The organism is Endozoicomonas sp. 4G (genome assembly GCF_023822025.1).
GTDB lineage: Bacteria > Pseudomonadota > Gammaproteobacteria > Pseudomonadales > Endozoicomonadaceae > Endozoicomonas_A.
The window spans coordinates 1,955,482-1,976,628 of the sequence record NZ_CP082909.1; the positions used below are offsets into that span (position 1 = coordinate 1,955,482).

General features: G+C 48.8%; 13 protein-coding genes. 10 read left to right on the top strand and 3 right to left on the bottom strand.

Going from position 1 to position 21,147, the window contains the following annotated elements:
- Positions 1-156 precede the first annotated feature (156 nt).
- Entirely contained in the window at positions 157-336 is a 180-nt protein-coding gene (locus K7B67_RS07705) for an SDR family oxidoreductase (protein ID WP_252180550.1), read from the top strand.
- A 224-nt stretch (positions 337-560) separates the two neighbouring features.
- Here K7B67_RS07705 and K7B67_RS07710 read toward each other — a convergent pair whose 3' ends face one another.
- Positions 561-7,187, bottom strand: coding sequence for an inverse autotransporter beta domain-containing protein (locus K7B67_RS07710; RefSeq protein ID WP_252179764.1), 6,627 nt, complete (start codon positions 7,185-7,187; stop codon positions 561-563).
- Positions 7,188-7,636: 449 nt separating this feature from the next.
- On the opposite strand from K7B67_RS07710, the gene K7B67_RS07715 reads away from it, so the two are divergent.
- Complete coding sequence (locus tag K7B67_RS07715; RefSeq protein WP_252179765.1) at positions 7,637-8,125, top strand: ISAs1 family transposase; 489 nt, start codon at positions 7,637-7,639, stop codon at positions 8,123-8,125.
- A 38-nt stretch (positions 8,126-8,163) separates the two neighbouring features.
- The gene (locus K7B67_RS07720) at positions 8,164-8,628 is read left to right on the top strand and encodes a group II intron maturase-specific domain-containing protein (RefSeq protein WP_252179766.1); all 465 of its coding nucleotides are present in this window, start codon (positions 8,164-8,166) and stop codon (positions 8,626-8,628) included.
- Between the two features lie 228 nt (positions 8,629-8,856).
- Here K7B67_RS07720 and K7B67_RS07725 read toward each other — a convergent pair whose 3' ends face one another.
- Positions 8,857-9,810, bottom strand: coding sequence for a KpsF/GutQ family sugar-phosphate isomerase (locus K7B67_RS07725; RefSeq protein ID WP_252179767.1), 954 nt, complete (start codon positions 9,808-9,810; stop codon positions 8,857-8,859).
- 502 nt (positions 9,811-10,312) lie between these two features.
- On the opposite strand from K7B67_RS07725, the gene ltrA reads away from it, so the two are divergent.
- The 4 genes from ltrA (at position 10,313) to K7B67_RS07745 (ending at position 14,849) form a co-directional block, all read left to right on the top strand.
- The gene (ltrA, locus tag K7B67_RS07730) at positions 10,313-11,638 is read left to right on the top strand and encodes a group II intron reverse transcriptase/maturase (RefSeq protein ID WP_252176896.1); all 1,326 of its coding nucleotides are present in this window, start codon (positions 10,313-10,315) and stop codon (positions 11,636-11,638) included.
- A gap of 372 nt (positions 11,639-12,010) precedes the next feature.
- Positions 12,011-12,244 carry a FeoA family protein gene (locus K7B67_RS07735; RefSeq protein ID WP_252179768.1) on the top strand — a complete coding sequence of 78 codons (234 nt, stop codon included), beginning with the start codon at positions 12,011-12,013 and terminating at the stop codon, positions 12,242-12,244.
- The gene (feoB, locus tag K7B67_RS07740) at positions 12,241-14,595 is read left to right on the top strand and encodes a Fe(2+) transporter permease subunit FeoB (protein WP_252179769.1); all 2,355 of its coding nucleotides are present in this window, start codon (positions 12,241-12,243) and stop codon (positions 14,593-14,595) included. The genes K7B67_RS07735 and feoB overlap by 4 nt, the downstream gene beginning before the upstream one ends.
- A gap of 2 nt (positions 14,596-14,597) precedes the next feature.
- Positions 14,598-14,849, top strand: coding sequence for a FeoC-like transcriptional regulator (locus K7B67_RS07745; protein WP_252179770.1), 252 nt, complete (start codon positions 14,598-14,600; stop codon positions 14,847-14,849).
- Positions 14,850-14,878: 29 nt separating this feature from the next.
- On the opposite strand, the gene K7B67_RS07750 is transcribed toward K7B67_RS07745, so the two are convergent.
- Complete coding sequence (locus tag K7B67_RS07750) at positions 14,879-15,418, bottom strand: methyltransferase (protein ID WP_252179771.1); 540 nt, start codon at positions 15,416-15,418, stop codon at positions 14,879-14,881.
- Positions 15,419-15,612: 194 nt separating this feature from the next.
- Between K7B67_RS07750 and K7B67_RS07755 the strand changes: the two genes are divergently transcribed.
- The 3 genes from K7B67_RS07755 to K7B67_RS07765 all read left to right on the top strand — a co-directional run bounded on the left by K7B67_RS07755 (position 15,613) and on the right by K7B67_RS07765 (position 21,113).
- Positions 15,613-17,607 carry a C2H2-type zinc finger protein gene (locus tag K7B67_RS07755; protein ID WP_252179772.1) on the top strand — a complete coding sequence of 665 codons (1,995 nt, stop codon included), beginning with the start codon at positions 15,613-15,615 and terminating at the stop codon, positions 17,605-17,607.
- Positions 17,608-17,706: 99 nt separating this feature from the next.
- Positions 17,707-19,161, top strand: coding sequence for a C2H2-type zinc finger protein (locus K7B67_RS07760; protein ID WP_252179773.1), 1,455 nt, complete (start codon positions 17,707-17,709; stop codon positions 19,159-19,161).
- A gap of 563 nt (positions 19,162-19,724) precedes the next feature.
- Positions 19,725-21,113: an MSCRAMM family adhesin SdrC gene (locus K7B67_RS07765; protein WP_252179774.1), complete on the top strand. Its 1,389-nt coding sequence runs from the start codon at positions 19,725-19,727 to the stop codon at positions 21,111-21,113.
- The last annotated feature ends 34 nt before the right edge of the window (positions 21,114-21,147 follow it).

Here is a 21,147-nt window from a genome sequence, read left to right on the forward strand (position 1 = left end):
CTAATTTCAGCCGCACGCTGCCAGGCGTGTCGGGTGGAGTTGGCAAAGCTGATCAATCCCATTGTATAGGGTTGGATCAATGACTATGGGAAGTTTTGCCCATCAGAATTGAAGAAGGTTCTGAACTACGTGGAAGCAATACGGGTTCGCTGGGCTATGGGTAAATGCAAGAAATTGAGAGGGCGAGAAAGGCCCACTGTGCCAGATATTGTGCCAATCAAACGCTTTGGAGAAATCGAAGAAATAGTGAATGCAGTCGAGTTCTTATTATCTGACAGAGCGAGTTATATTGTGGGCCATACATTGGTAGTGGATGGTGGACTCTCGTTGGCATAGACAACCGTTAGGCATCGGCAGGCTCAGATTCAGTCTGGTGCTCAACCAGCATAAAATAGCGACCGTTGCCCAAAGGCTGTTTTGATTTCAAAAAGAAGGGTATTTGATGATGAGGGCTGTTGCCACCTCAATCAAGGTCAAGGTGGCAACAACAGACAGCAAAATTAATGATCCTTTTAAACAGACCACTTGTTTGCCAAGGAGAGCTAATTGGGTGCTAGTCCCTAATAATCACAAATCATCCAGTCTGTGGTAATTTGGTAATGGCTAGAGCCTTCGCTGTACTTAAGCGTTGCCCTGTGTTTAACATCTCTATCATGTGCATCATACGACCACCAGATAGTACTAGAGCCAGCCTTGGGTGAAGTATCATATACACTGCCGCCACCGTTCTGACTCTCCGACTCCACTCTTACCTCGTCTAAACTCCAACCCTCAGAATTCAAAATTGCGTAATCCGTTTGCTGAGGTCTTTGAGAGTTGTAACCACTGAAGCAGTAGTTCAGTACGATAAATGGTGGCTTTGGTTTGACCGTCACCATATATCTAGCACTCTGCTCCAGATATTTCGCTGTTTCCGACTCTGTGACAGTGATTTTCGTTCTGCCCAACTTTATCGAGGTGACTTCACCGGTCGAATCAACTGTGGCAATGCTAGTGTCACCCGAAGAATAGGTAAGCACGCCGCCGTTTCCACCTTGAACAGGTTGCGAGCCGCTCTCACCTATAGTCAGGAGCATATTTTTACCAACATCCAGTGGCTTACCTACCCCCTTTTTAAGGGTTATCTGATAACTTTCATTAGCGGGTAAAAAGCCCGGGTCATCAGGTGTAAAGCTTGCCTTAATATCAGTTGTACCGATTGCAGTAAAGGAAACCAGACCGCTGGAATCAACATCCACTATCTTGGTGTCGATGCTAGTATACTGTACCTCCCCAGTGACTTCCTGGCCCTGGTAGGAAGCAGAGACCGTCGCCGTATAGCTTGCGTCATCAAAAGTGACATTTACCTGCCCACTCTCTGCATCAGCTTGATCCCATTCCAATACTGGTGTTGATGGTTGAACATCTATCGTGTAACTAATAGAGGTTGCAGCATGGTCACCGTCTTCAGCCTGAGTTGCAGTAACAGTTGCCTGCCCTGTTTTTTTAGTGGTTAATTGGCCGCTCCTCTGATCAACGCTTACAACATCCCCTCCTTGCGTCACAGAGTAAGTAATATCTCCCTGACTACTAGTTGCAGAAGCTGTGAAGGTTTCGGTACTAGCGTAATTCATAGTGTGAGAACCATCACTTACTTCCGTCTGATCCCAGTGCAGGTCAGAGGAAGCCTTAGCGACGTTAAGCATATATTGGATCTCGGACGCTTCGAACCGACTGGTAGCATCGTGTTGAGCTGTGATGGTCGTCGGGCCACTACCATGAACGGTGAGTTCCCCGGTAAAGCGGTTCACATCAGCAACATTTGAGTCACTACTGCTGTAAGAGATCACCGCCTTAGGGTCTATAGAGGTTGCTGTTATATGTGGGTATCGGTCATCTTGGTAGCTTACATCCACTGATCCATCATCTGAGACACCATCCGACCAAGTTAGAGTGTTAACAGCGGATTTTGCAACCTTTAAGATGTAGGTAACACTATCAGCGGCTACGGTATCAGTCGCTTCCAGGTGAGCGGTAATCGTAGCCTTTCCTGACTGGTTCAATGTCAATACACCGGTGTTTTCGTGTACTCCTGCTACAGCAGGATTATCACTGGTATAGGTAATCGTGCCAGTGGATGTGGCGCTCGCCGTATTTAAAGGAGGCGTTGCCATGCCAAATGTGGCATTCACCGAAGCACCGTCTTTAATTTTTCCCCATGACAGATCTGAATCCTGCTGCCTACCCACCTTCAACACATAGGCCACCTGAGTTTCAGCGTAACTGCCATATGCCTCCTGAGTGGCGATCACATTGACCACGCCTGTACGAGTGCCCAGATTCACCTTGCCAGTTGATGGTTCAACCGTAGCAATGTCTGAGTTTCCAATTACTTGATACTGAATATCTCCCTCACTGTCGGTTGAAGCAGCTTCGATGGTGAACGATTGATCACCAAAGTGTTTGATTACGGTACCCTTCGCTGCACTCGCATCCTGCCACGTCAGATCAGAACGACTGCCCTGACTCACAATCAGCTGATACTTGCTGGTCGTTTCTTTGTAATTAACACTCTCTTTCTGCGTGGCTGACACCGTTACGCTACCGGCACCCTCAATAGCGATTTTTCCGGTATCCTCATCAATACTGGCAACCGAGACAACATTCGCGCTTGGCTTTTCATCAATCAATGAATAAGTGACAGACTCCTCATCAGAGCTGGAACCTACCTGGAATAAGAAGTCCTTATCCCCATACGTTCTGTAGACTGTACCGCTGGCAGCCTCACCACTCCAAGTCAGTTTACTGAATATCTTGTTGATAGTCAGTTTGTAGGCAACACCACCCTTCAGATAATTAGTACCTTCTTTCTGTTTAGCTATGATGGTTGTATTACCTGCCTGCTTGATGGTGATCCAGCCCGTGTTCTGATCTACTTTTGCAATATTGGGGTTGCCTGAAATGTAGCCAATGTCACCGTCCGAATCTGGTTCTGCAACGACGCTGTAGGCAAAACGGTCATCACCATAATCGCGAGCTACCGTATCCCCTGCGTTAATTTCCATAAAGCTCAGCGTATTGTTATCGTCTTTCTCCACTGTCAGGGTGTAGCTGACTTCAGCACCGGTAAACTCATCTTTCGGTGCCAGATAGGCGCGAATAGTGGTTGTACCTGCCTGGAGAATTGTCAGATTACCGGATTGATCGATCTCGGCAATTTGAGTGTCATCACTTTTATAGCGCACCGCTCCTGTTGAATTGCTACTGGTAGCTTTAGTTACATGACCAATGTCGTTATATGTAACAACGTACTCGCCATTTTTGACGGAGTTATCCCACCCAAAGTTAGGCTTTGTCGCCCCACGACCGACGATCAGGGTATAGCCAATTACCTGACTTCGATAATTGCCGTGTTTGCTGATCTCTGCTTCGATCTTCACTGCCCCGCGATTACCGTTCAGAGAAACTGTGCCATTCTGATCGACAGTGGCAATTTTTTGGTCACCGACCACATCGTAAGCTACAGATCCTGAAGAACCCGCTTGTGATACCGCAGGAATGGTAAAATCCGCACTACCTTCGTTTTGGTTCACCCGACCACTTTGAATCAACCCCTTTGAGTCTTCCCAGGTCAGCGTTGGATCACCAGGGTGCACCTTCAGACTATAAGCGACAGAAGTTTTCTCATAGTTATCACTTTCAAGCTGGGTAGCCTGAACCTCTACACTGCCAACGCCTTTAATCGCCACTTCACCAGTTGCATGATCTATCACAGCAACATCTGCGACGTTAGCGCCCGGTTGCTCACCCTTCAGGGTATATACAATGTCACTATCTTTGGAGTTTGAATCAACCTGGAATGTGAAATTACCACTATCGTAAGTTCTATCAACGGACCCATCAGCAGCCTTACCATTCCACGTGAGGTTGCTAGGTACCTTACTGATGCTCAGGTTGTAGCTAATATCACCCTTCAGATAATTGGTTCCTTCTTCCTGTGTGGCTTTAATGGTTGTTTGACCTGCATTTTTGATGGTGACTTGGCCTGTTTCCGAGTCGACTTCAGCGATATCAGGGTCACCTGAACTGTAGCTAATGTCTCCGTCCGAGTCTGCCTCTGCGACAGCCATGTAGGCAAAACGGTCATCGCCATAATCTCGTGTTACCGTATCTCCTGCCTTAATGCCCATAAAGCTCAGCGTATCATTAGCATCCTTATTCACCGTCAGGGTGTAGCTGATTTCAGCACCGATAAACTCACCTTTCGGTGCCAGATAGGCGCGAATAGTGGTTGTACCTGCCTGGAGAATTGTCAGATTACCGGATTGATCGATCTCGGCAATTTGGGTGTCGTCGCTTTTATAGCGTACAGCGCCCTCTGAGTTGTGACTCTCTGCCGTTGTTACGAGCCCCATATCGTTGTAAGTCACGGTATATTGACCGTTTTGGACGGGGGCAGCCCACTCGAAGTGAGGTTTTGTTGTACCACTACTAACGATCAGCGTATAGCCAATTACCTGACTTCGATAATTTCCATCTTTTGTGATTTCGGCTTCGACTTTCACTGCACCTTGGTTTCCTTTCAGGGAAACCGTGCCATTTTTATTGACAGCAGCAACCTGTTGATCACCGATCACACGATAGGTAATCGTTCCTTCGGCACCGACTTGTGATATTGCAGGAATGGTGAAGCTGCTAACGCCTTGAGGGAGGCTGACCTGACCGTTTTTGATTAAACTCTGGTCATCGTCCCATGCTAGCGATGGATCACCAGGCAGAACAGTCAGAAGATAGCTATCAGCATCTCTTTCAAAATTATCAGTGGTTTTTTCCAGTACCCGGATGTGGGTTGTGCCTATGTTATGCACATCAACCAAGCCAGACTGATTAACGTCCGCTACATTGGAGTCCGAACTTTGATAAAGCAGTGTTCCCGAGTCACCTCCGGTGGTTTGAGATTTGACGACCTGTGATGGGTCATCAACATAAACGAGAGTGACATCCGGACCTGCATCTAAACGATTTCCAGCGCCTTTCGCAATCTGGATCGGAACGGACTTAATCAGTTTTTCTCCTGTCTCCAGAATGACTTGTAACTTCGTTTCGTAGCTGCCTACGGGTTCAGAGACATCGATAACAGGTGTCTTGGTGTCAATAGATTGCAGAATTTCTTGATCGCCGCCCCAACGGAAACGGGCAACTTCATCTGTATTCTGATAAGTAGCGACGGCTGCTTCATTACCTCCCCGGTCTTCTACCGCCCAGTAAATGGTGGGCGCTTGTTCACCATGCGCTGCACTGTAGCTGCTGACAGGTTTTGTCAGAGCAGGATCAGAATAAAGCGTTAAGACAGGTTTAAGTGCCGCATTTTGAGTGACAACGACCTGTGTATCTACTTGGGCGGAGTCACCGTTGCTATTGGCCACCGTCAATGTCAAGTCATAGGTATTGCTGAGGGGGGCAGCCTGCCAGTCAGGCGCTGTAAAGACCACTGTCTGGCTACTGGTGCTGCTCAGGTATTGAGCACCTTTGCCAGTCCATTGCAAGCTTTCTACAGGGAAGGCTGTCGTAATGTCAGCCTGTATCGTGACGGACTCCCGCTCTGTCACGCTGTACTGTTCGTTCAGGGAAAGATTAATCGTTTGCCCATTTTCGCTTATTTGCTTCTCGCTATATTCCAGCACGATATTGTTTTGCCGCTCAACAAACGTGCCTTTTTGCCAGTCATTAGCCAGAGAGGTGGTGGTCGCTTTCAGCTGTTCACCCAGTGGCTGTCCAATGTTCCAGTTGAAAGTGGCTTCCAGACGTGTATCACTAAACTCTGTATCACCAATGGTTTTAGTCACACCCAGAGAGAATAAAGAGAAAGGTCGGTACTCAACGCTCAGGCTGGCCCCCATCGGATCTGTTCCAAGCTCTTGGAAGGCTGAGCCGCTGACATCCTCTTCAAAGTTGCCCTGTTCATCCACATGATTACCTTGCCACTGGAACAGTTCAAGTGTGGTGGACCATGCCGGAGCTTCTGCTATAAATGCATTAATACCAACATCCCAGCCTGCAGCAGCTCTTGACTGCAACTGATAACCCGGTGCATCAACGTCTTTCCAGTCGCTCAGGGGGGTGTAATAGTTGCCATACAGTTTGGCGGAATCAATACCCAGCTCAAGTCCGACACTACCACGACTGTGGCCCAAAGTGATGTCCTCGTCATAAAATGCGTTGATCCCCCACATCACCTTGTTACCGAAATAGCGGTAGCCCAGGCCAAGGTTGGCCATATCCCGCTCACCCCAGTGACGGTAGCCTAATTGAGTAAAAATTTGCTCATTCTTGTCGTCGTAAACAGGCAGCAGATAGTCCAGCGCGTACTCATTAATTGACCAGTCGGCATCCAGCCCGATATCAATACGAGCCTCACCGTATTTACTCAGCAGTGATTCCGCATAGCCTTCTCCAAAAGCTATGCCCGCATTGGCAATTTCACCACTTACGACGTCGTTCAGGTTTTCTGTTTGTTCGGTGTCTAGTTCACCCTCCGGATCTAGCCTTTGTCCGATACTTCTGGCTGTTTGTGCCAGAGTGTCTTCTTGAATCGGAAGTGTTTCCGAGGTGTCGGACGTTGCCGTCGGGAGATTGGGCAGATTCTCAGCATTAAGACCATCTGATGCAACGGCTGGGTAGCTTTGGTAGCTTAATTGATCGTTTAATTCTTCTACCGTTTTCTCAAGCCTCGCTATCTTTTCATTTGCCTGAGTGTAACTTTCCTCAGCAAGTGCAAGCCGGGCTTGCCCATCTGATAGCTCAGCGGACTGTGACTGTAACTGCTTTCTTAATGTCTGCAGTTCCTCATTAAGTCGCTGATTCTCTGATTCCAACAACGACTTGGCTTTGCCTGAATTGTCTGGTTGGTCAGAGTACTCGAGCAGAGACTGATAACCATTGGCCTGTTCTGCATTGCTCAGCAGTAGCGTTTTACCGTTTAAGCCATTAACAAGTCCGTGATAGACCTGCAGTGGTATGACGGTTCTTTGTTGCTGTTGAGTAATACCCGCAACTTCCTTGCCTAACAGGTAGCTGTTTATTTCCTCCTGTGTGTCGGGGTTTTTTACCACGATATTTTCAGGGTCTGTATAGGAGGATCCCGGTATGCTGGTTGGTGCCCCGTTGTGTGTTGGATCATCCGGTGGTGACCCTGAGTAGCCTCGCATAAAAAAACCAATTATCCCCCCTATCACGAGAAATAACAGGGCTCTCCAGAATACCGATAGTTTCATATTGTTGTTGGGGCTCATACTACTCAACGTACAGTTTGCTGATTACAGTGATTGTTTTTGCCGTCCGAAGACGAAAAACAAGAAGTGGTAGTCGCTAAAAAAGTAAAGCAATAACGTGAAGGGATAGGTGATAAGGCCATTTAAGTTACTACTTCGTGCTTAATTTGAACGATTAATTATTAAATTTTACGGTATCGTATCTTAATTCAAAATTATCAAGCGCAAAATCCGTATAACCGCCTAGCATATAGCGATTACCACTAGCACCTGATCTGGAGTTGGCTTCAGGGCGATCTCATTTGGCACTAACTTTTTTTGACCCGAGGTAATGCACCACTTCAACAGATGCGACATTTTTATCTTGAACATTAAGGACGCTGAATATGGCTCCTTTCGGAGTATTTTCTGAACTCACCGAAGTTCGGGCAGATAACCACAGACATCCACTGCCTCATCTTGTGTTTATTGCAATATGCATGATTATTTGTGGTGCTGAAGACTGGAATATGGTGTCAGAACTCGGCAAAAAAAAGAAAACATGGTTGAAGCGTTACATACCATTACCTCACGGGATACCTTCACAGCATACCTTTATCAGAGTTTTTGAGCGCCTTGATCCCAAGGAGTTTCGGAAATGCTTTATTAAGTGGGCTCAGCTTATCGCGGAGCGCACAGACGCTGTAGTCGAAAGCGAGCGCCATGAAGGTGAAAAAGTGAGTCTCGAACGGCGATACTTTATTTCCAGTCTTAAGACCGATGCTAAAGAGTTCATGAGTTCAGTGCGATCCCACTGGTCGGTGGAAAATAGCCTGAACTGGGTGCTCGACATTGGCTTAAGAGAAGATCGGAGGCTACAACGCTATGAGGGCTGAGGTCGTGCCGGCATGACAGGATTACGAAAGCCCGGCGGGTGGTGCGTGCAGTTGACAAGGCATGGAAGCGGGCATTCCTGGGATACAGCTTTACCAGAGATGACAGGAAGAAGCTGGCAGAGAAAACCTGCAAGCGGTTCAGGGACAAATTCAAACAAATAACCCACAAAGGCGGGCGGTCACTGAAGCAGAGGTTGGAGTCCCTGAATCGCGACTTACGGGGCTGGAAGAACTACTTTCGAGAAGTTGAAACCCGTTCGGAGTTTGAAAACTTTGACTGCTGGATCAGACGACGATTGAGAAGTCTGCTCTGGTATCAATGGAAGAAAAGTCCGAAGCGATATGCGGAGCTAAGAAGGCGGGGGGGCAGTGATAAACTGGCGAGGCAGACAGTAGGATCGAGCAAAGGGTGCTGGCGAATAAGCCGGAGTCCTGAGCAGCACATAGCACTGCCGAAGAGTTGGTTCGATGAATTAGGTTTGATTAGATTATTGGCTGCTTAACTGACCGAAAAGCCCGGTACGGATCCGTAAGCTGGGTGTTGTGGGAGGAGCTTAACTGTGAGGCTACGCCCTATCCCGATCTACACCCGAAAACGGGCTCTTCAACTTGAGATGTCGTATGCGTTCAGCATGGGAGCCATTGTTTTGCCATACGTGGGGACTAGCCAAAAAGCCTTAAAAATAGAACAGATTTAAACGTTCTCAACAATCAAGACCTGACCATTTTTCTCAAACCGCCCAATCAACCAAGCCAACAACCCTGTCATCTTCATCAGTCGCAACAAGGCATTTTATATGACTAGCTTTCATAGCATCTTCAGCCTCAGAAAGCATTGCATTCTCGGTTATGCAAACAGGATTCTCACTCATTAAATCATTGGCCTTCAAACCAAGAATATTATCATGGCTAGTCATATAACGGCGCAAATCACCATCTGTTATAACACCAGCCAGATTGTTATTGTCATCCATAACAATAGCCATGCCAGACCGGGTTTCAGTCATCGTTAAAATAACATCGTGCATTGGAGTAGATATCGTCACTAAGGGTAAACGATCTTTTTCCATGACATCTTTTACACGAGTCAGAAGTCGTCGACCCAGGCTACCCCCAGGATGGAATTTTGCAAAGTCGTGCGGTTGGAAATCACGAGCTTTAATCAGGGCGACGGCCAGCGCATCACCAATAGCGATTGCTACAGTGGTTGAAGTGGTGGGTGCCAGATTGTTTGGGCAAACTTCTTCTTTTACAGAACCGTTCAACACAACGTCAGCATTTTTTGCCAGTGTTGAATCCATGCCACCGGTAATTGCGATGATCTTGGTACCAAAGCTTTTCAGTGAAGGAATCAGCTTCAGCACTTCATCTGTTTCACCGCTGTATGAAATTAAAACAATAGCATCGGCTCTTTCATCAAAACGAATCATGCCCAAGTCGCCATGGAACGCTTCACCAGGATGCATGAAAAAGCTCATGGTGCCTGTAGAGGCCAGTGTTGCAGCTATCTTCTTTCCGATCAGGCCTGATTTGCCCATGCCAGAAATGATAACCCGGCCTTTGCAGGCAAGCATTAACTGAACAGCTTGCTCAAAAGAATCATCAACGCGCTCACTCAATGTTAAAAGGGCATTACCTTGTTCATGCAGGGCATTGGCCATTATTTGGCGCATATCAATAGTCATTATTTTTCAAACCTTTTCCTCGTTCCCACGCACTGCGTGGGAATGCATACGTGTGCCGAGCATGTCACACAGCTTGGGGGTGAAAGTCCCCTGTCCAGCCAGATGAGGGCGAAGGACTAGTGAAGCACAAGGTTTGTATCGTGAGATGCAGGCTGAAGGCAGTGTGGAGCAAAACCGCGAGCCGACGAACAGAAATCAGATATGAGGCTGTTTGCGTGAGGACGAGTCAGCGTATGATGACGAAGTCCATACTCATCCGGACATTCAGGCAGTAGATCTGGCGGTTGTGCGGCGAAGGCGGTGTGACTTACCTCGGGAGGTCTGTGTGGTGTCTGATATTTCGGACTGAGGTCATCGTAAGGTGACTTGACCGCCACACAGAAGTCAGCAGATGGCATAGTAGCTGGCGTATGTCAGTGAAGGCCTGAACGGTACAGAGTGGTGAGTAGTTTCTGTTATTCGATACACTGGACGCAGACAAATCCAGCAAACACTGGAACTCATGCCAAGTGGTCACGGCGGAACCGGAGGCTGCAAGGCTATGAGAGCTGAGGTCGTGTCGGTATCACAGGATTACGAAAGCCCGGCGGGTGGTACTAGACTGATGGAGCGTATCGCCAACCCCAATAATTTAACAAGAGCCTTTCAGCGAGTTAAACGCAATAAAGGCGCAGCAGGGATCGACCGTATGACAGTGGAAGGGTTGTACACCCATCTACAAGAACATGGTCATGAACTGCGACAATGTCTTTTGCAGGGAGAATGGCGTCCTGCTCCCGTAAGGCGAGTACTGATTCCCAAACCGGACGGAGGAGAAAGGCAGTTGGGTATACCAATCGCCTTAGACCGAATGGTGCAGCAAGCGATACAGCAAGTATTGCAGGCCGAGTGGGAACTAAGGTTCTCATCTTTCAGTTACGGGTTCAGGCCGAACCGGTCAGCTCATCAGGCGATTAATCAGGCTCAGTCGTATATCCGAGAAGGATATAACTGGGTTGTGGACATTGACCTGTCGAAATTCTTCGATCGGGTTAACCATGATCGACTGATGGCAAAACTGGCAGTTCACACAGATGACAAGGATGTATTACGTTTAATTCGACGATTCCTACAGTCCGGAGTGATGGAGAACGGGCTGGTAAAACCGCAGACGGAAGGAGTGCCTCAGGGAGGGCCGCTCTCACCTGTGTTGTCTAACATCGTACTGGATGAACTCGATAAAGAGTTAGAAAAGCGTGATTTACGATTTGTACGTTACGCTGATGACTGTCGGGTGTTTGTGCGAAGCAAGAAAGCAGGCGAGAGAGTGATGGCAAGTTTGACTCGTTACATCGAAAGTAAGCTGAAGCTGAAAGTCAACGTTGCGAAAAGTGCAGTTGACAAGGCATGGAGGCGGGCGTTCCTGGGATACAGCTTTACCAGAGATGGCAGGAAGAAGCTGGCAGATAAAACCTGCAAGCGGTTCAGGGACAAGGTCAAACAACTAACCCGCAAAGGCGGGCGGTCACTGGAGCAGAGATTGGAGTCTCTGAATCGCTATTTACGGGGCTGGAAGAACTACTTTCGAGAAGTTGAAACCCGTTCGGAGTTTGAAAACTTTGACTGCTGGATCAGGCGACGATTGAGAAGTTTGCTCTGGTATCAATGGAAGAAAAGTCCGAAGCGATATGCGGAGCTAAGAAGGCGAGGAGTCAGTGAAGAGCTGACGAGGCAGACAGTAGGATCGAGCAAAGGGTACTGGCGGATAAGCCGGAGTCCTGCGCTGCACTTAGCATTGCCGAATAGTTGGTTCGATGAATTAGGTTTGATTAGATTATTGGCTGCTTAACTGACCGAAACGCCCAGTACGGACCCGTATGCTGGGTGTTGTGGGAGGAGCGTAGCTGTGAGGCTACGCCCTATCCCGATCTCACCCAACAAACTATTACGTCACTTCAATGAGTCTGATGTGAACAATCTACGTTCATTCTGAACGGGCTTTGGTTGATCAGCGTCAATATTTCAGTAATTACGATATTAATCATCCGTATTGTAAATTGAAATTATTCTCATTTAGGCCTAATCTTTCCCCTGTTTTCCAATCTGTTGTTGTCGATTCATAAACTGCCTCAGGTTGCCTTTTTCACCACATCCCCGGATGTATCTGGAAGTACTCTTTATCCGACACTGCCTGTTTCGGTAGAAGAGTCAGGAGATTGCGATGACCACCACTCTGGAGGATCTTCGGACAGGAGATAAGGCTCAGATTTCTGCTTTCAGGGGAGCTGCCTCTGCTTATCGTCGTAAGCTTCTGGCCATGGGACTCACGCCCGGAACCTGCTTCAGAGTATGCAGGGTAGCGCCTTTGGGCGATCCTATTCAGCTTCAGGTTCGCGGATTTCAACTCAGTCTGCGTCGTCATGAAGCGGCAGTCATCGAAGTGATCCGCCAATGAATAAACATGTATTTGCGATTGTCGGCAACCCTAATTGCGGCAAAACTACCGTATTCAACAGTCTCACAGGTGCCAGTCAGCATGTCGGTAACTGGCCCGGTGTTACCGTAGAAAAGCGTGGTGGTTGCTATCAGCATAAAAATCAGTCCATTGAAGTGGTTGACCTGCCGGGTACCTATTGCCTGGATGTGGTCAATGATCAGGTGTCGATGGATGAACGCATTGCCCGTGATTTTATTCTTGCCCGTGAAGCTCAGCTGATCGTCAACGTTGTCGATGCTGCCAATATTGAGCGTAACCTGTATCTGACCACGCAGCTGCTGGACATGGGTCTGCCCGTCATTGTTGTTCTCAATATGATGGATGTTGCCAGAGACAAAGGTCTCAGGATCAATGCTGAAAAGCTGTCCAAACAGCTCAGTTGTCCTGTTCATACTATGGTGGCCGCCAGGGACAAAGGCACCGAAGGGCTTAAAGATCTTATTAATCAAAGCCTTCTTCATGGCATTGAGCCAGCTCAACCACAATCTCTGGGGACACATCTGGAGGAGGCTGTTGCTTTCCTGCAGGAGCCTTTTGCCAGTGAGCTTGAAGACCCCTCAACCGCACGCTGGGTAGCACTTAAATTATTGGAAGGTGAGGCTGATTTTGTCGGTCAGGTTGCTCAGGATTTAGTCGACAGAGCGACAGAGGCACGATCCCGGCTTGAAGCCGCCTACGATGCAGAGATGGATATCCTGGTGGCTAATGGTCGCTATGAAACCATCAGTCTCATCGTACAGGATACCGTCAAAACGTCAGGTGCTGTGAGTCATAGTCTCACTGAGCGTATTGACAGCATTGTCCTGAATCGACTCATGGGTTTGCCGATTTTCTTCGGGATCATGTATCTGATGTTTATGTTCTCAGTGAACCTAGGCAGTACTTTTATAGATTTTTTCGACATTCTGTCAGGTACTGTTTTTGTCGATGGTGTCAGCCATCTGCTGGCAAGTATCGGTGCGCCGGGCTGGATTGATGCCCTGCTGGCAAAGGGGGTCGGTGGGGGTATTCAAACGGTCTCTACCTTTATACCGGTCATTGCGTTTCTGTTCCTGTTTCTCTCAGTACTGGAAGATTCAGGTTATATGGCCAGGGCCGCTTTTGTCATGGACAGGGCACTGCGTTTCCTGGGTCTGCCCGGAAAAGCCTTTGTGCCTATGCTGGTTGGGTTTGGTTGTAACGTACCGGCTATCATGGCGACCCGGACGCTGGAAAATCATCAGGACCGGATGTTGACCATGGCTATGGCTCCTTTTATGTCCTGCGGTGCCCGTCTTCCTGTTTATGCCTTGTTTGCTGCGGCCTTCTTTCCTGGTTTTGGTCAGAATGTAGTCTTTACACTTTATCTGACGGGGATTCTGGCTGCGGTCATGACGGGATTGATGTTGAAGAAATGTCTATTCAGTGGTGAAGTGACGCCATTTGTCATGGAGTTGCCTGACTATCACAGGCCATCGGTCAAGCATGTGCTGCTCAGAACCTGGACCCGACTGAAAGCATTCTTGTTCAGGGCAGGTAAAGCCATCGTCATCGTGGTGGTGATACTGAATACTCTGAACTCCCTGGGAACCGATGGCACTTTTGGTCATGAAGACACCCGGTCATCGGTGCTCAGTAAAATGGGTCAGACGATCACACCTGCCTTTGCTCCCATGGGCATGTCTGAAGATAACTGGCCAGCCGCTGTCGGTCTGTTCACAGGTATTCTGGCTAAAGAGGCAGTGGTTGGCACGCTTAACTCTATGTACACCGCCATCGCCGATCAAGAGAATGGTGCCGTGGCTCAGGGCCATGACTTTGACTTTATGTCAGGTGTTAAGGAAGCTTTGGCCACCATTCCTGCCAATCTTTCAGACGCTGTATCGTCGTTTGCCGACCCTCTTGGTCTGAGTGTGGGCGATTTGAGTGATCTTGAATCCGTAGCAAAAGATCAGGAAGTGACAGTCACCACCTTCGGTGTCATGCAAAGACTGTTCACCACTGATGCGGCTGTTGTCGCTTATCTCTTGATGATCCTGCTCTATACACCTTGTGTTGCCGCACTGGGTGCCATTTACCGGGAATCAGGTCTGCGCTGGACATGCTTTGTAGCAGGCTGGACTTTCTTTATGGGATATTCAGTGGCTACTCTCTACTACCAGCTGTCCCGGATTAGTATTCAACCGGTAACAACATTGGGCTGGCTATCCACCATTACGGTAGCCATGGTCGTCATGTTTGCGCTGCTCAGGAGAGCAGGGCAGAGAATGGTATTTTCTTCCGGTGATATGCCGTCGGAAACAGCCGGAATCTCAAAAGGGTGTCATTGATGTTGCTATCCATCAGAGACTTTCTGGCAGAAAAAGGGGTCTGCACCCTGGCCGAGGTGAGTCAGCATTTTCAAGTTGATCCTGAAGCCATGAAAGGCATGCTCGGTCATTGGGTCAGAAAGGGAAAGCTGGTTGAGGAACGGTCAGGCTGCAAACAAGGGTGTGTCAGTTGTAAACCTGAGCAGTTGATTGTCTATCGTTGGCTGAACCCGGACCAGTATGACTTGATTCCTGTTTGCATTCACAGTGAGTAGCTTTTTATTCTTTACGGGCATTTTATTGGCTATGGGCATCTGTATCGATAAACCGGACTGCGATATAAATCCTTGGCCTTGTTTATGCTCTCAGGCTCCCACCCCGGTAGCCTGAAGGTATGGCTGACGATGTAACAGCCTTTCTTAAGTTTCAGCTTGAATACTTTTGATAATGTTTCCATGGCGCCCGGATAGAGATAGCACACCACCAGTCCGGCTTCTTCCCATTCATGTTGGAAAAAATCCTGTTGAAGGATGACTGCGTTTTTCAGGTGCAGGCAGCGTAATCGGCTGATCCAGCAGGGGAGGGGGGAGCGTTCAATGCCATAGATAACCTGGTCTGGATAGGTTTTTGCCAACACGGCTACCAGAGAGCCAAAACCAGAGCCCAGTTCATAAATATTGCCATCGACTTTTGCCGGCAGAGTTTCCAGCAGTTTTGCTCTTACCTTGCCAGAGGTAGGGGTTGGCGTGATGCCCAGTCGCAGACTCCAGAAGACAATTGTCGTTGTTATCAGCGTACCCGCACAAAGAGTCAGAATCAGAGGTAGGTGTTCAGCGTTTATCATTGTCTGAAAGAATTTTATAACTGATCAGGTTTTATATAGTGCGCTCTGGTGAGTGCTTTAATCAAGTTCACGGCTGTTTCCGGCTTTCAGTCAGGCGACTACTGACCACTGCCTCACCAAAACCTCCGACCTCCCTCCAGATTTTGACTAACCTGATTTCCCAATAAACAGTTCAACAACTGGGAACTCAGGCCTTGCTATCCAAAAAAACAGTGATTTTGATCTTGGCCATTGCCTTTTCTGTGCATTACCCTAATGGCCACGCTCAGGAAAATAGTACGCCTCTGCTCTTCGTTCTGACTGTCGGCAAGGCGCTTATCAACACCCCGGGCATATCGCATGTAGAAACTATTCTTCTCCCTTTTTTCCCAGTCCGGGATGCGCTACCGGAACTTGACTCTGTGGTTAAAGCTATCGCCACTGAGATACAGCAAAGCAACCATCAGCAACGTGAAATCATTGAAACAGCCAAACAAAAGAGGAGTCTGATGCTCTGTTGCTTTAGAGGTCATACAGTGCCTGAGGAACCGGAAGAAAAAAGTATTGAAGAAGAGGGCGAGACGGTTGAATGGTGGGAATTGAAGCAAGAACCCGAGGCGAACAGCAGCGATATGCCACGAGTTTGCTTTGGTGATGACATCCTCTTAACTTCAGACACCCGCTATTGCTTTTCTCCTGATCCCGGCGTCCAAGCCAATGCTTACCATCGGGCAGCCTCTGATGATAGTGCCGACAGCGAAGACAGTGACACTGAAGACAGCGGCACCTCCGATGAAAGCAGCGACAACGGTTCAAACGAAGACGAAACTGCGACCGAAACTCATGTTCATTGTGAAAACACGAGACTTGATCCTTTTCGGGCATTAATCGAATTCAGTCAGTATTGTTCGACTCTGAGACTGGAAATGATTCATCAGGAGTCCATTTCAGACGGTGAAATACCCGCTGAATCAGTGACAGAAGTAGACTCTGCTAACAACCTGGAAATCACCCCACCTGCTTACAGAGCTGACCACACGGATCACCTGAAAAAGCACAAACAGACCCACCTGCCTGCCGACCAAAGACTCAAAGTGCACCAGTGTGATCATGAGGGCTGCAACTACAGTACCGGCTACACAAGCCATCTAAAAATGCACAAACAGACCCACCTGCCTGACGATCAGAGACCCAAGGTGCACCAGTGTGACCATGAGGGCTGTAACTACAGTACCGGCTACACAAGCCATTTGAACGTGCACAAAGTGACCCACCTGCCTGCCGACCAGAGACCCAAGCCGCACCAGTGTGACCATGAGGGCTGCAACTACAGCAGCGACCGGTTGGACAGTCTGAAAAGGCACGAACGGACCCACTTGCCTGCCAACCAAAAACCCAATATACCGAAAAGACCCAAAAGACCGAATGTGCACCAGTGTGATCATGAGGGCTGCAACTACAGTACCGGCTACACGACCCATCTAAAAATGCACAAACAGACCCACCTGCCTGACGACCAGAGAGTCAAGGTGCACCAGTGTGACCATGAGGGCTGCAACTACAGCAGCGACCGGTTGGACAGTCTGAAAAAGCACAAACGGACCCACCTGCCTGCCGATCAGAGATCCAAAAAAGCCAGAGTGCACTACTGTGGCTATGAGGGCTGCAACCATAGCAGCGACCACCCAGGCAATCTGCAAAAGCACAAACGGACCCACCTGTATGCCGATCAAAGAGTTAAGGTGCACCAGTGTGACTATGAGGGCTGCCAGTACATCACCGACCAGAAGTGCAATCTGAAAAAGCACAAACGAACCCACCTGCCTGCCGACCAGAGACCCAAGATGCACCGGTGTGACCATGAGGGCTGCCACTACAGCACCGACCGGACAGACCATCTGAAAACGCACAAACAGACCCACCTGCCTGCCGACCAGAGACCCAGGATGCACCGGTGCGACCATGAGAGCTGCAACTACAGTGCCAACCACATGGGAAATCTGAACAAGCACAAACAGACCCACCTGCCTGCCGACCAGAGGCCCAAGGTGCACCACTGTGACCATGAGGGCTGCAATTACAGCACCCATCGGGTGGGCGATCTGAACAAGCACAAAAATATCCACCTGCCTGCCGACCAGAGACCCAAAAGAAAAGCGTATGACCAACCGCCATCTAACAAAAAAAGAAAGAAGGGTGATCAAGAGTGATCCGCCACCCAACCCGTCTGAAAGAAACCTCCGACCTTTCTCCAGATTTTGACTAACCTGATTTTCCAATAAACAGTTCAACAACTGGGAACTCAGGCCTTGCTATCCAAAAAAACATTGATTTTGATCTTGGACATTGCCATTTCTGTGCATTGCTCTAATGACTACGCTCAGGAAAACAGGTTGCCTTTGCTCTTATCTCTGGCTGTCAGCAAGATGCTTATCCCGGTCCGGGATGTGCCAACAGAACTTGACTCTATTGCTAAAGCTATCGCCACTGAGATACAGCAAGGAGACAATCAGCAACGTGAAATTATTGCAACGGCCAAACAAAGAGGGAGTCTGATGCTCTGTTGCTTTAGAGGTCATAAAGTGCCTGAGGAACAGCCAGACACTCGCTATTGCTTTCCTGCCACCGGGGTTTTTCCTGCCACCGGCGTTTCTCCTGACCCTGATGTCAAAGCTAAGGCTTACCGTCAGGCAGCCTCTGATGAAGGTTCTGAAAGTGAGGACAGCGGCACCTCTGATGACAACAGCGATAAGGATTCAGACGAAGACGAAACGGATGTTCAATGTGTAAACACGGCACCTGATCCTTTTCAAGCACTCAACGAAATGAGTCAGTATTGTGTGACTCTGAGACTGGGAATGATTAACGAGGCGTCCGTTTCAGACGGTGAAATAGCCACTGAGTCAGAGATAGAAGTGAACCTGCCTGCCGGCCAGAGACCCAAAAGACCCAAAAGACCCAAAGTGCACCAGTGTGACCATGAGGGCTGCAACTACGGCACCGGCTACACGAGTCATCTGAAAACGCACAAACAGACCCACCTGCCTGTCGACCAGAGAACCATAATGAAGCAATGTGACTATGAAGGCTGCAATTACAGAACCGTGCATACGGGACATCTGAACAAGCACAAACAGACCCACCTGCCTGCCGACGATAGACCCAAAAGACCCAAAGTGCACCACTGTGACCATGAGGGCTGCGACCACAGCACCCACTATGCCTGGTCTCTGAAAATGCACAAAAAGACCCACCTGCCAGCCGAGCAGAGATCGAAAGTGCACCAGTGTGACTATGAGGGCTGCAAATATAGCACCGATCACCCCGGCAATCTGAAAGCACACAAACAGAGCCACCTGCCAGCCGAGCAGAGATCCAAAGTGCTCCAGTGTGACCATGAGGGGTGCAAGTACATAAGCCAGCAGCCGAGCTATCTGAAAAGGCACAAACAGATTCACCTGCTTGCCGGGCAGAGATCCAAAACGCACCAGTGTGACCATGAGGGCTGCGACTACAGCACCGGCTACGCGAGCGATCTGAAAAAGCACAAACAGATTCATCTGCCTGCTGACCATAGACCCAAAAGACCCAAGGTGCGTCAGTGTGACCATGAAGGCTGCGACTACAGCACCAGCTATACGAGCCATTTGAAAAGGCACAAACAGACCCACCTGCCTGCCGACCAGAGAACCAAAAGACCCAAAAGAAAAGCGCATGACCAGCCGCCATCTAACCGGAAAAGAAAGAAGGGTGATAAAGAATGATCTGTCTCCCAAGCCGCCCTCGTTCCCACGCTCTGCGTGGGGAGCGGGCGGACTATACGGATACCAAGGCTTAGCTGCACTAATCCTTTAATAGGTTCTTAGGCCAGGGTGAGGTGAGCTCAATGTCAAGACCCAGGATATTGTATGTAAACTCTCGCCTGCTGGAACGGAGTTGGTTGGCAAAGGAATTCCTGTGCTAACTAAAGGACGTGGAGCGAAATGTAAGTCGGGAAGCGAGGGCAAACCCTCTTCCGCAGCTCGCAGTGAAACGTCAAAAAAGAAAAGAACGGTAACTACTCCGGTAGCTTGCTTAGTATTGGAAGCTCGCTCCTTTAGGGGCGAGTAGTTCACGCAGTAGTGCAAAATTCCAGTGGACAAGTATTTTTGCAACAGTGCTTCCAGCGTCTCTGGCCAGCTATGATGTACATTCGTTAAAACAACCTCATTAGGGTATTTACCATCAAGCTACCCGTTGGAATTTTTTGTTCAGGCCTCTCTCCTTTCTCCAGATTTTGACTAACCTGACTTACCAATAAACAATTCATTGATTGGGAAGCCAAACCTTGCTATCCAAAAAGCCATTGATTTTGAACTTAGCCGTTGCCTTTTGTGTGCATTGCTCTAATGGCTTCGCTCAGGAATATAGTATGCCTTTGCTCTTCGCTCTGACTGCCAGCAAGACGCTTATCAGCACTCTGAGGTCTTTTGAAGAGGAGGGCGGGGCTATTGAGTGGTATTGCTTTTTTTCTGACCCTGGCGTCGGAGCTAAGGCTTACAGCCGGGCTCCTAGTGATAGTGCCGACAGCGAAGACAGTGGCAGTGAAGACAACGGCACCTCTGATAAAAACAGCGACAACCGTTCAAACGAAGACGAATCTGATACTGAATCTGATACTGAATCTGATACCGAATCTGATGTTGAGTATGTAGCCACGACACTGAACCCGTTTCCGGTATCCGATGAAATCAGTCAGTATTGTACAGCTATGGAACTGAGAAAAATTAAGCAGGAGCCGAAGCCCGTTTTAGACAGTGAAATACCTAATCCGAAAACGCATAAACAGACCCATTTGTCTGCTGACCAGAAAGTCGAGGCGTGGCAGTGTGACCATGAGGGCTGCCACTTCAGCAGCTACTACAGGAGCAATCTGTATAAGCACCAACAGACTCACTTGCCTACTGAGCAGAGACCCAAAAAAGCCAGAGTGCACCCGTGTGACCATGAGGGCTGCGGCTACAGCGCTAGCCGGGCGGACCATCTGAAAAGGCACCAACAGACCCACCTGCCTGACGACCAGAGACTCAGGGTGTACCAGTGTGACCATGAGGGCTGTAACTACAGCTGCAAACAGGCATCCAATTTGAAAAAGCACCAACAGATCCACCTGCCTGCCGACCAGAAACTCAAGAGACCCAAGAGACCCTGGTTGAAGTGTGACCATGAGGGCTGCAATTACGGTTCCTACCACAAGTTCCGTTTGAAAAAACACCAACAGATCCACCTGCCTGCCGACCAAAGGCCGGAAATGTACCTGTGTGACCATGAGGGCTGCAATTACAGAACCTACCGCACGGACTATCTGGGAAAGCACAAAATGAGCCACCTGCCTGTCGACCAGAGACCCAAGCTATATCAGTGTGACCATGAGGGCTGTCATTACAGAGCCCGCCAAAAGGGGCATCTGAACAAGCACAGACAGACCCACCTGCCTGCCGACCAGAGACCCAAAAGACCCAAGGTGTACTCGTGTGACCATGAGGGCTGCCATTACAGCACCGACCACAAGGGCAATCTGAAAAGGCACAAACAGACTCATCTGCCTGCCGACCAGAGGCTTGGAAGACCCAAAAGAAAAGCGCATGACCCATCGCCATCTAACAAGAAAAGGAAAAAGAGTGATAAAGCATCCCGCCTTAAAGAAAACTCCGACATTTCTTCAGATTTTGACTAACCTGATTTTCCAGTAAGCATTCCAAACACCAGGA

Excerpts from the sequence above, each read along its gene's own strand:
- K7B67_RS07710 (WP_252179764.1), bottom strand. The coding sequence starts at position 7,187 with ATGCGAGGCTACTCAGGGTCACCACCGGATGATCCAACACACAACGGG.
- ltrA (WP_252176896.1), top strand. The coding sequence starts at position 10,313 with ATGCCAAGTGGTCACGGCGGAACCGGAGGCTGCAAGGCTATGAGAGCT.
- K7B67_RS07715 (WP_252179765.1), top strand. The coding sequence starts at position 7,637 with ATGGCTCCTTTCGGAGTATTTTCTGAACTCACCGAAGTTCGGGCAGAT.
- K7B67_RS07735 (WP_252179768.1), top strand. The coding sequence starts at position 12,011 with ATGACCACCACTCTGGAGGATCTTCGGACAGGAGATAAGGCTCAGATT.
- K7B67_RS07750 (WP_252179771.1), bottom strand. The coding sequence starts at position 15,418 with ATGATAAACGCTGAACACCTACCTCTGATTCTGACTCTTTGTGCGGGT.
- K7B67_RS07725 (WP_252179767.1), bottom strand. The coding sequence starts at position 9,810 with ATGACTATTGATATGCGCCAAATAATGGCCAATGCCCTGCATGAACAA.
- K7B67_RS07705 (WP_252180550.1), top strand. The coding sequence starts at position 157 with ATGGGTAAATGCAAGAAATTGAGAGGGCGAGAAAGGCCCACTGTGCCA.
- feoB (WP_252179769.1), top strand. The coding sequence starts at position 12,241 with ATGAATAAACATGTATTTGCGATTGTCGGCAACCCTAATTGCGGCAAA.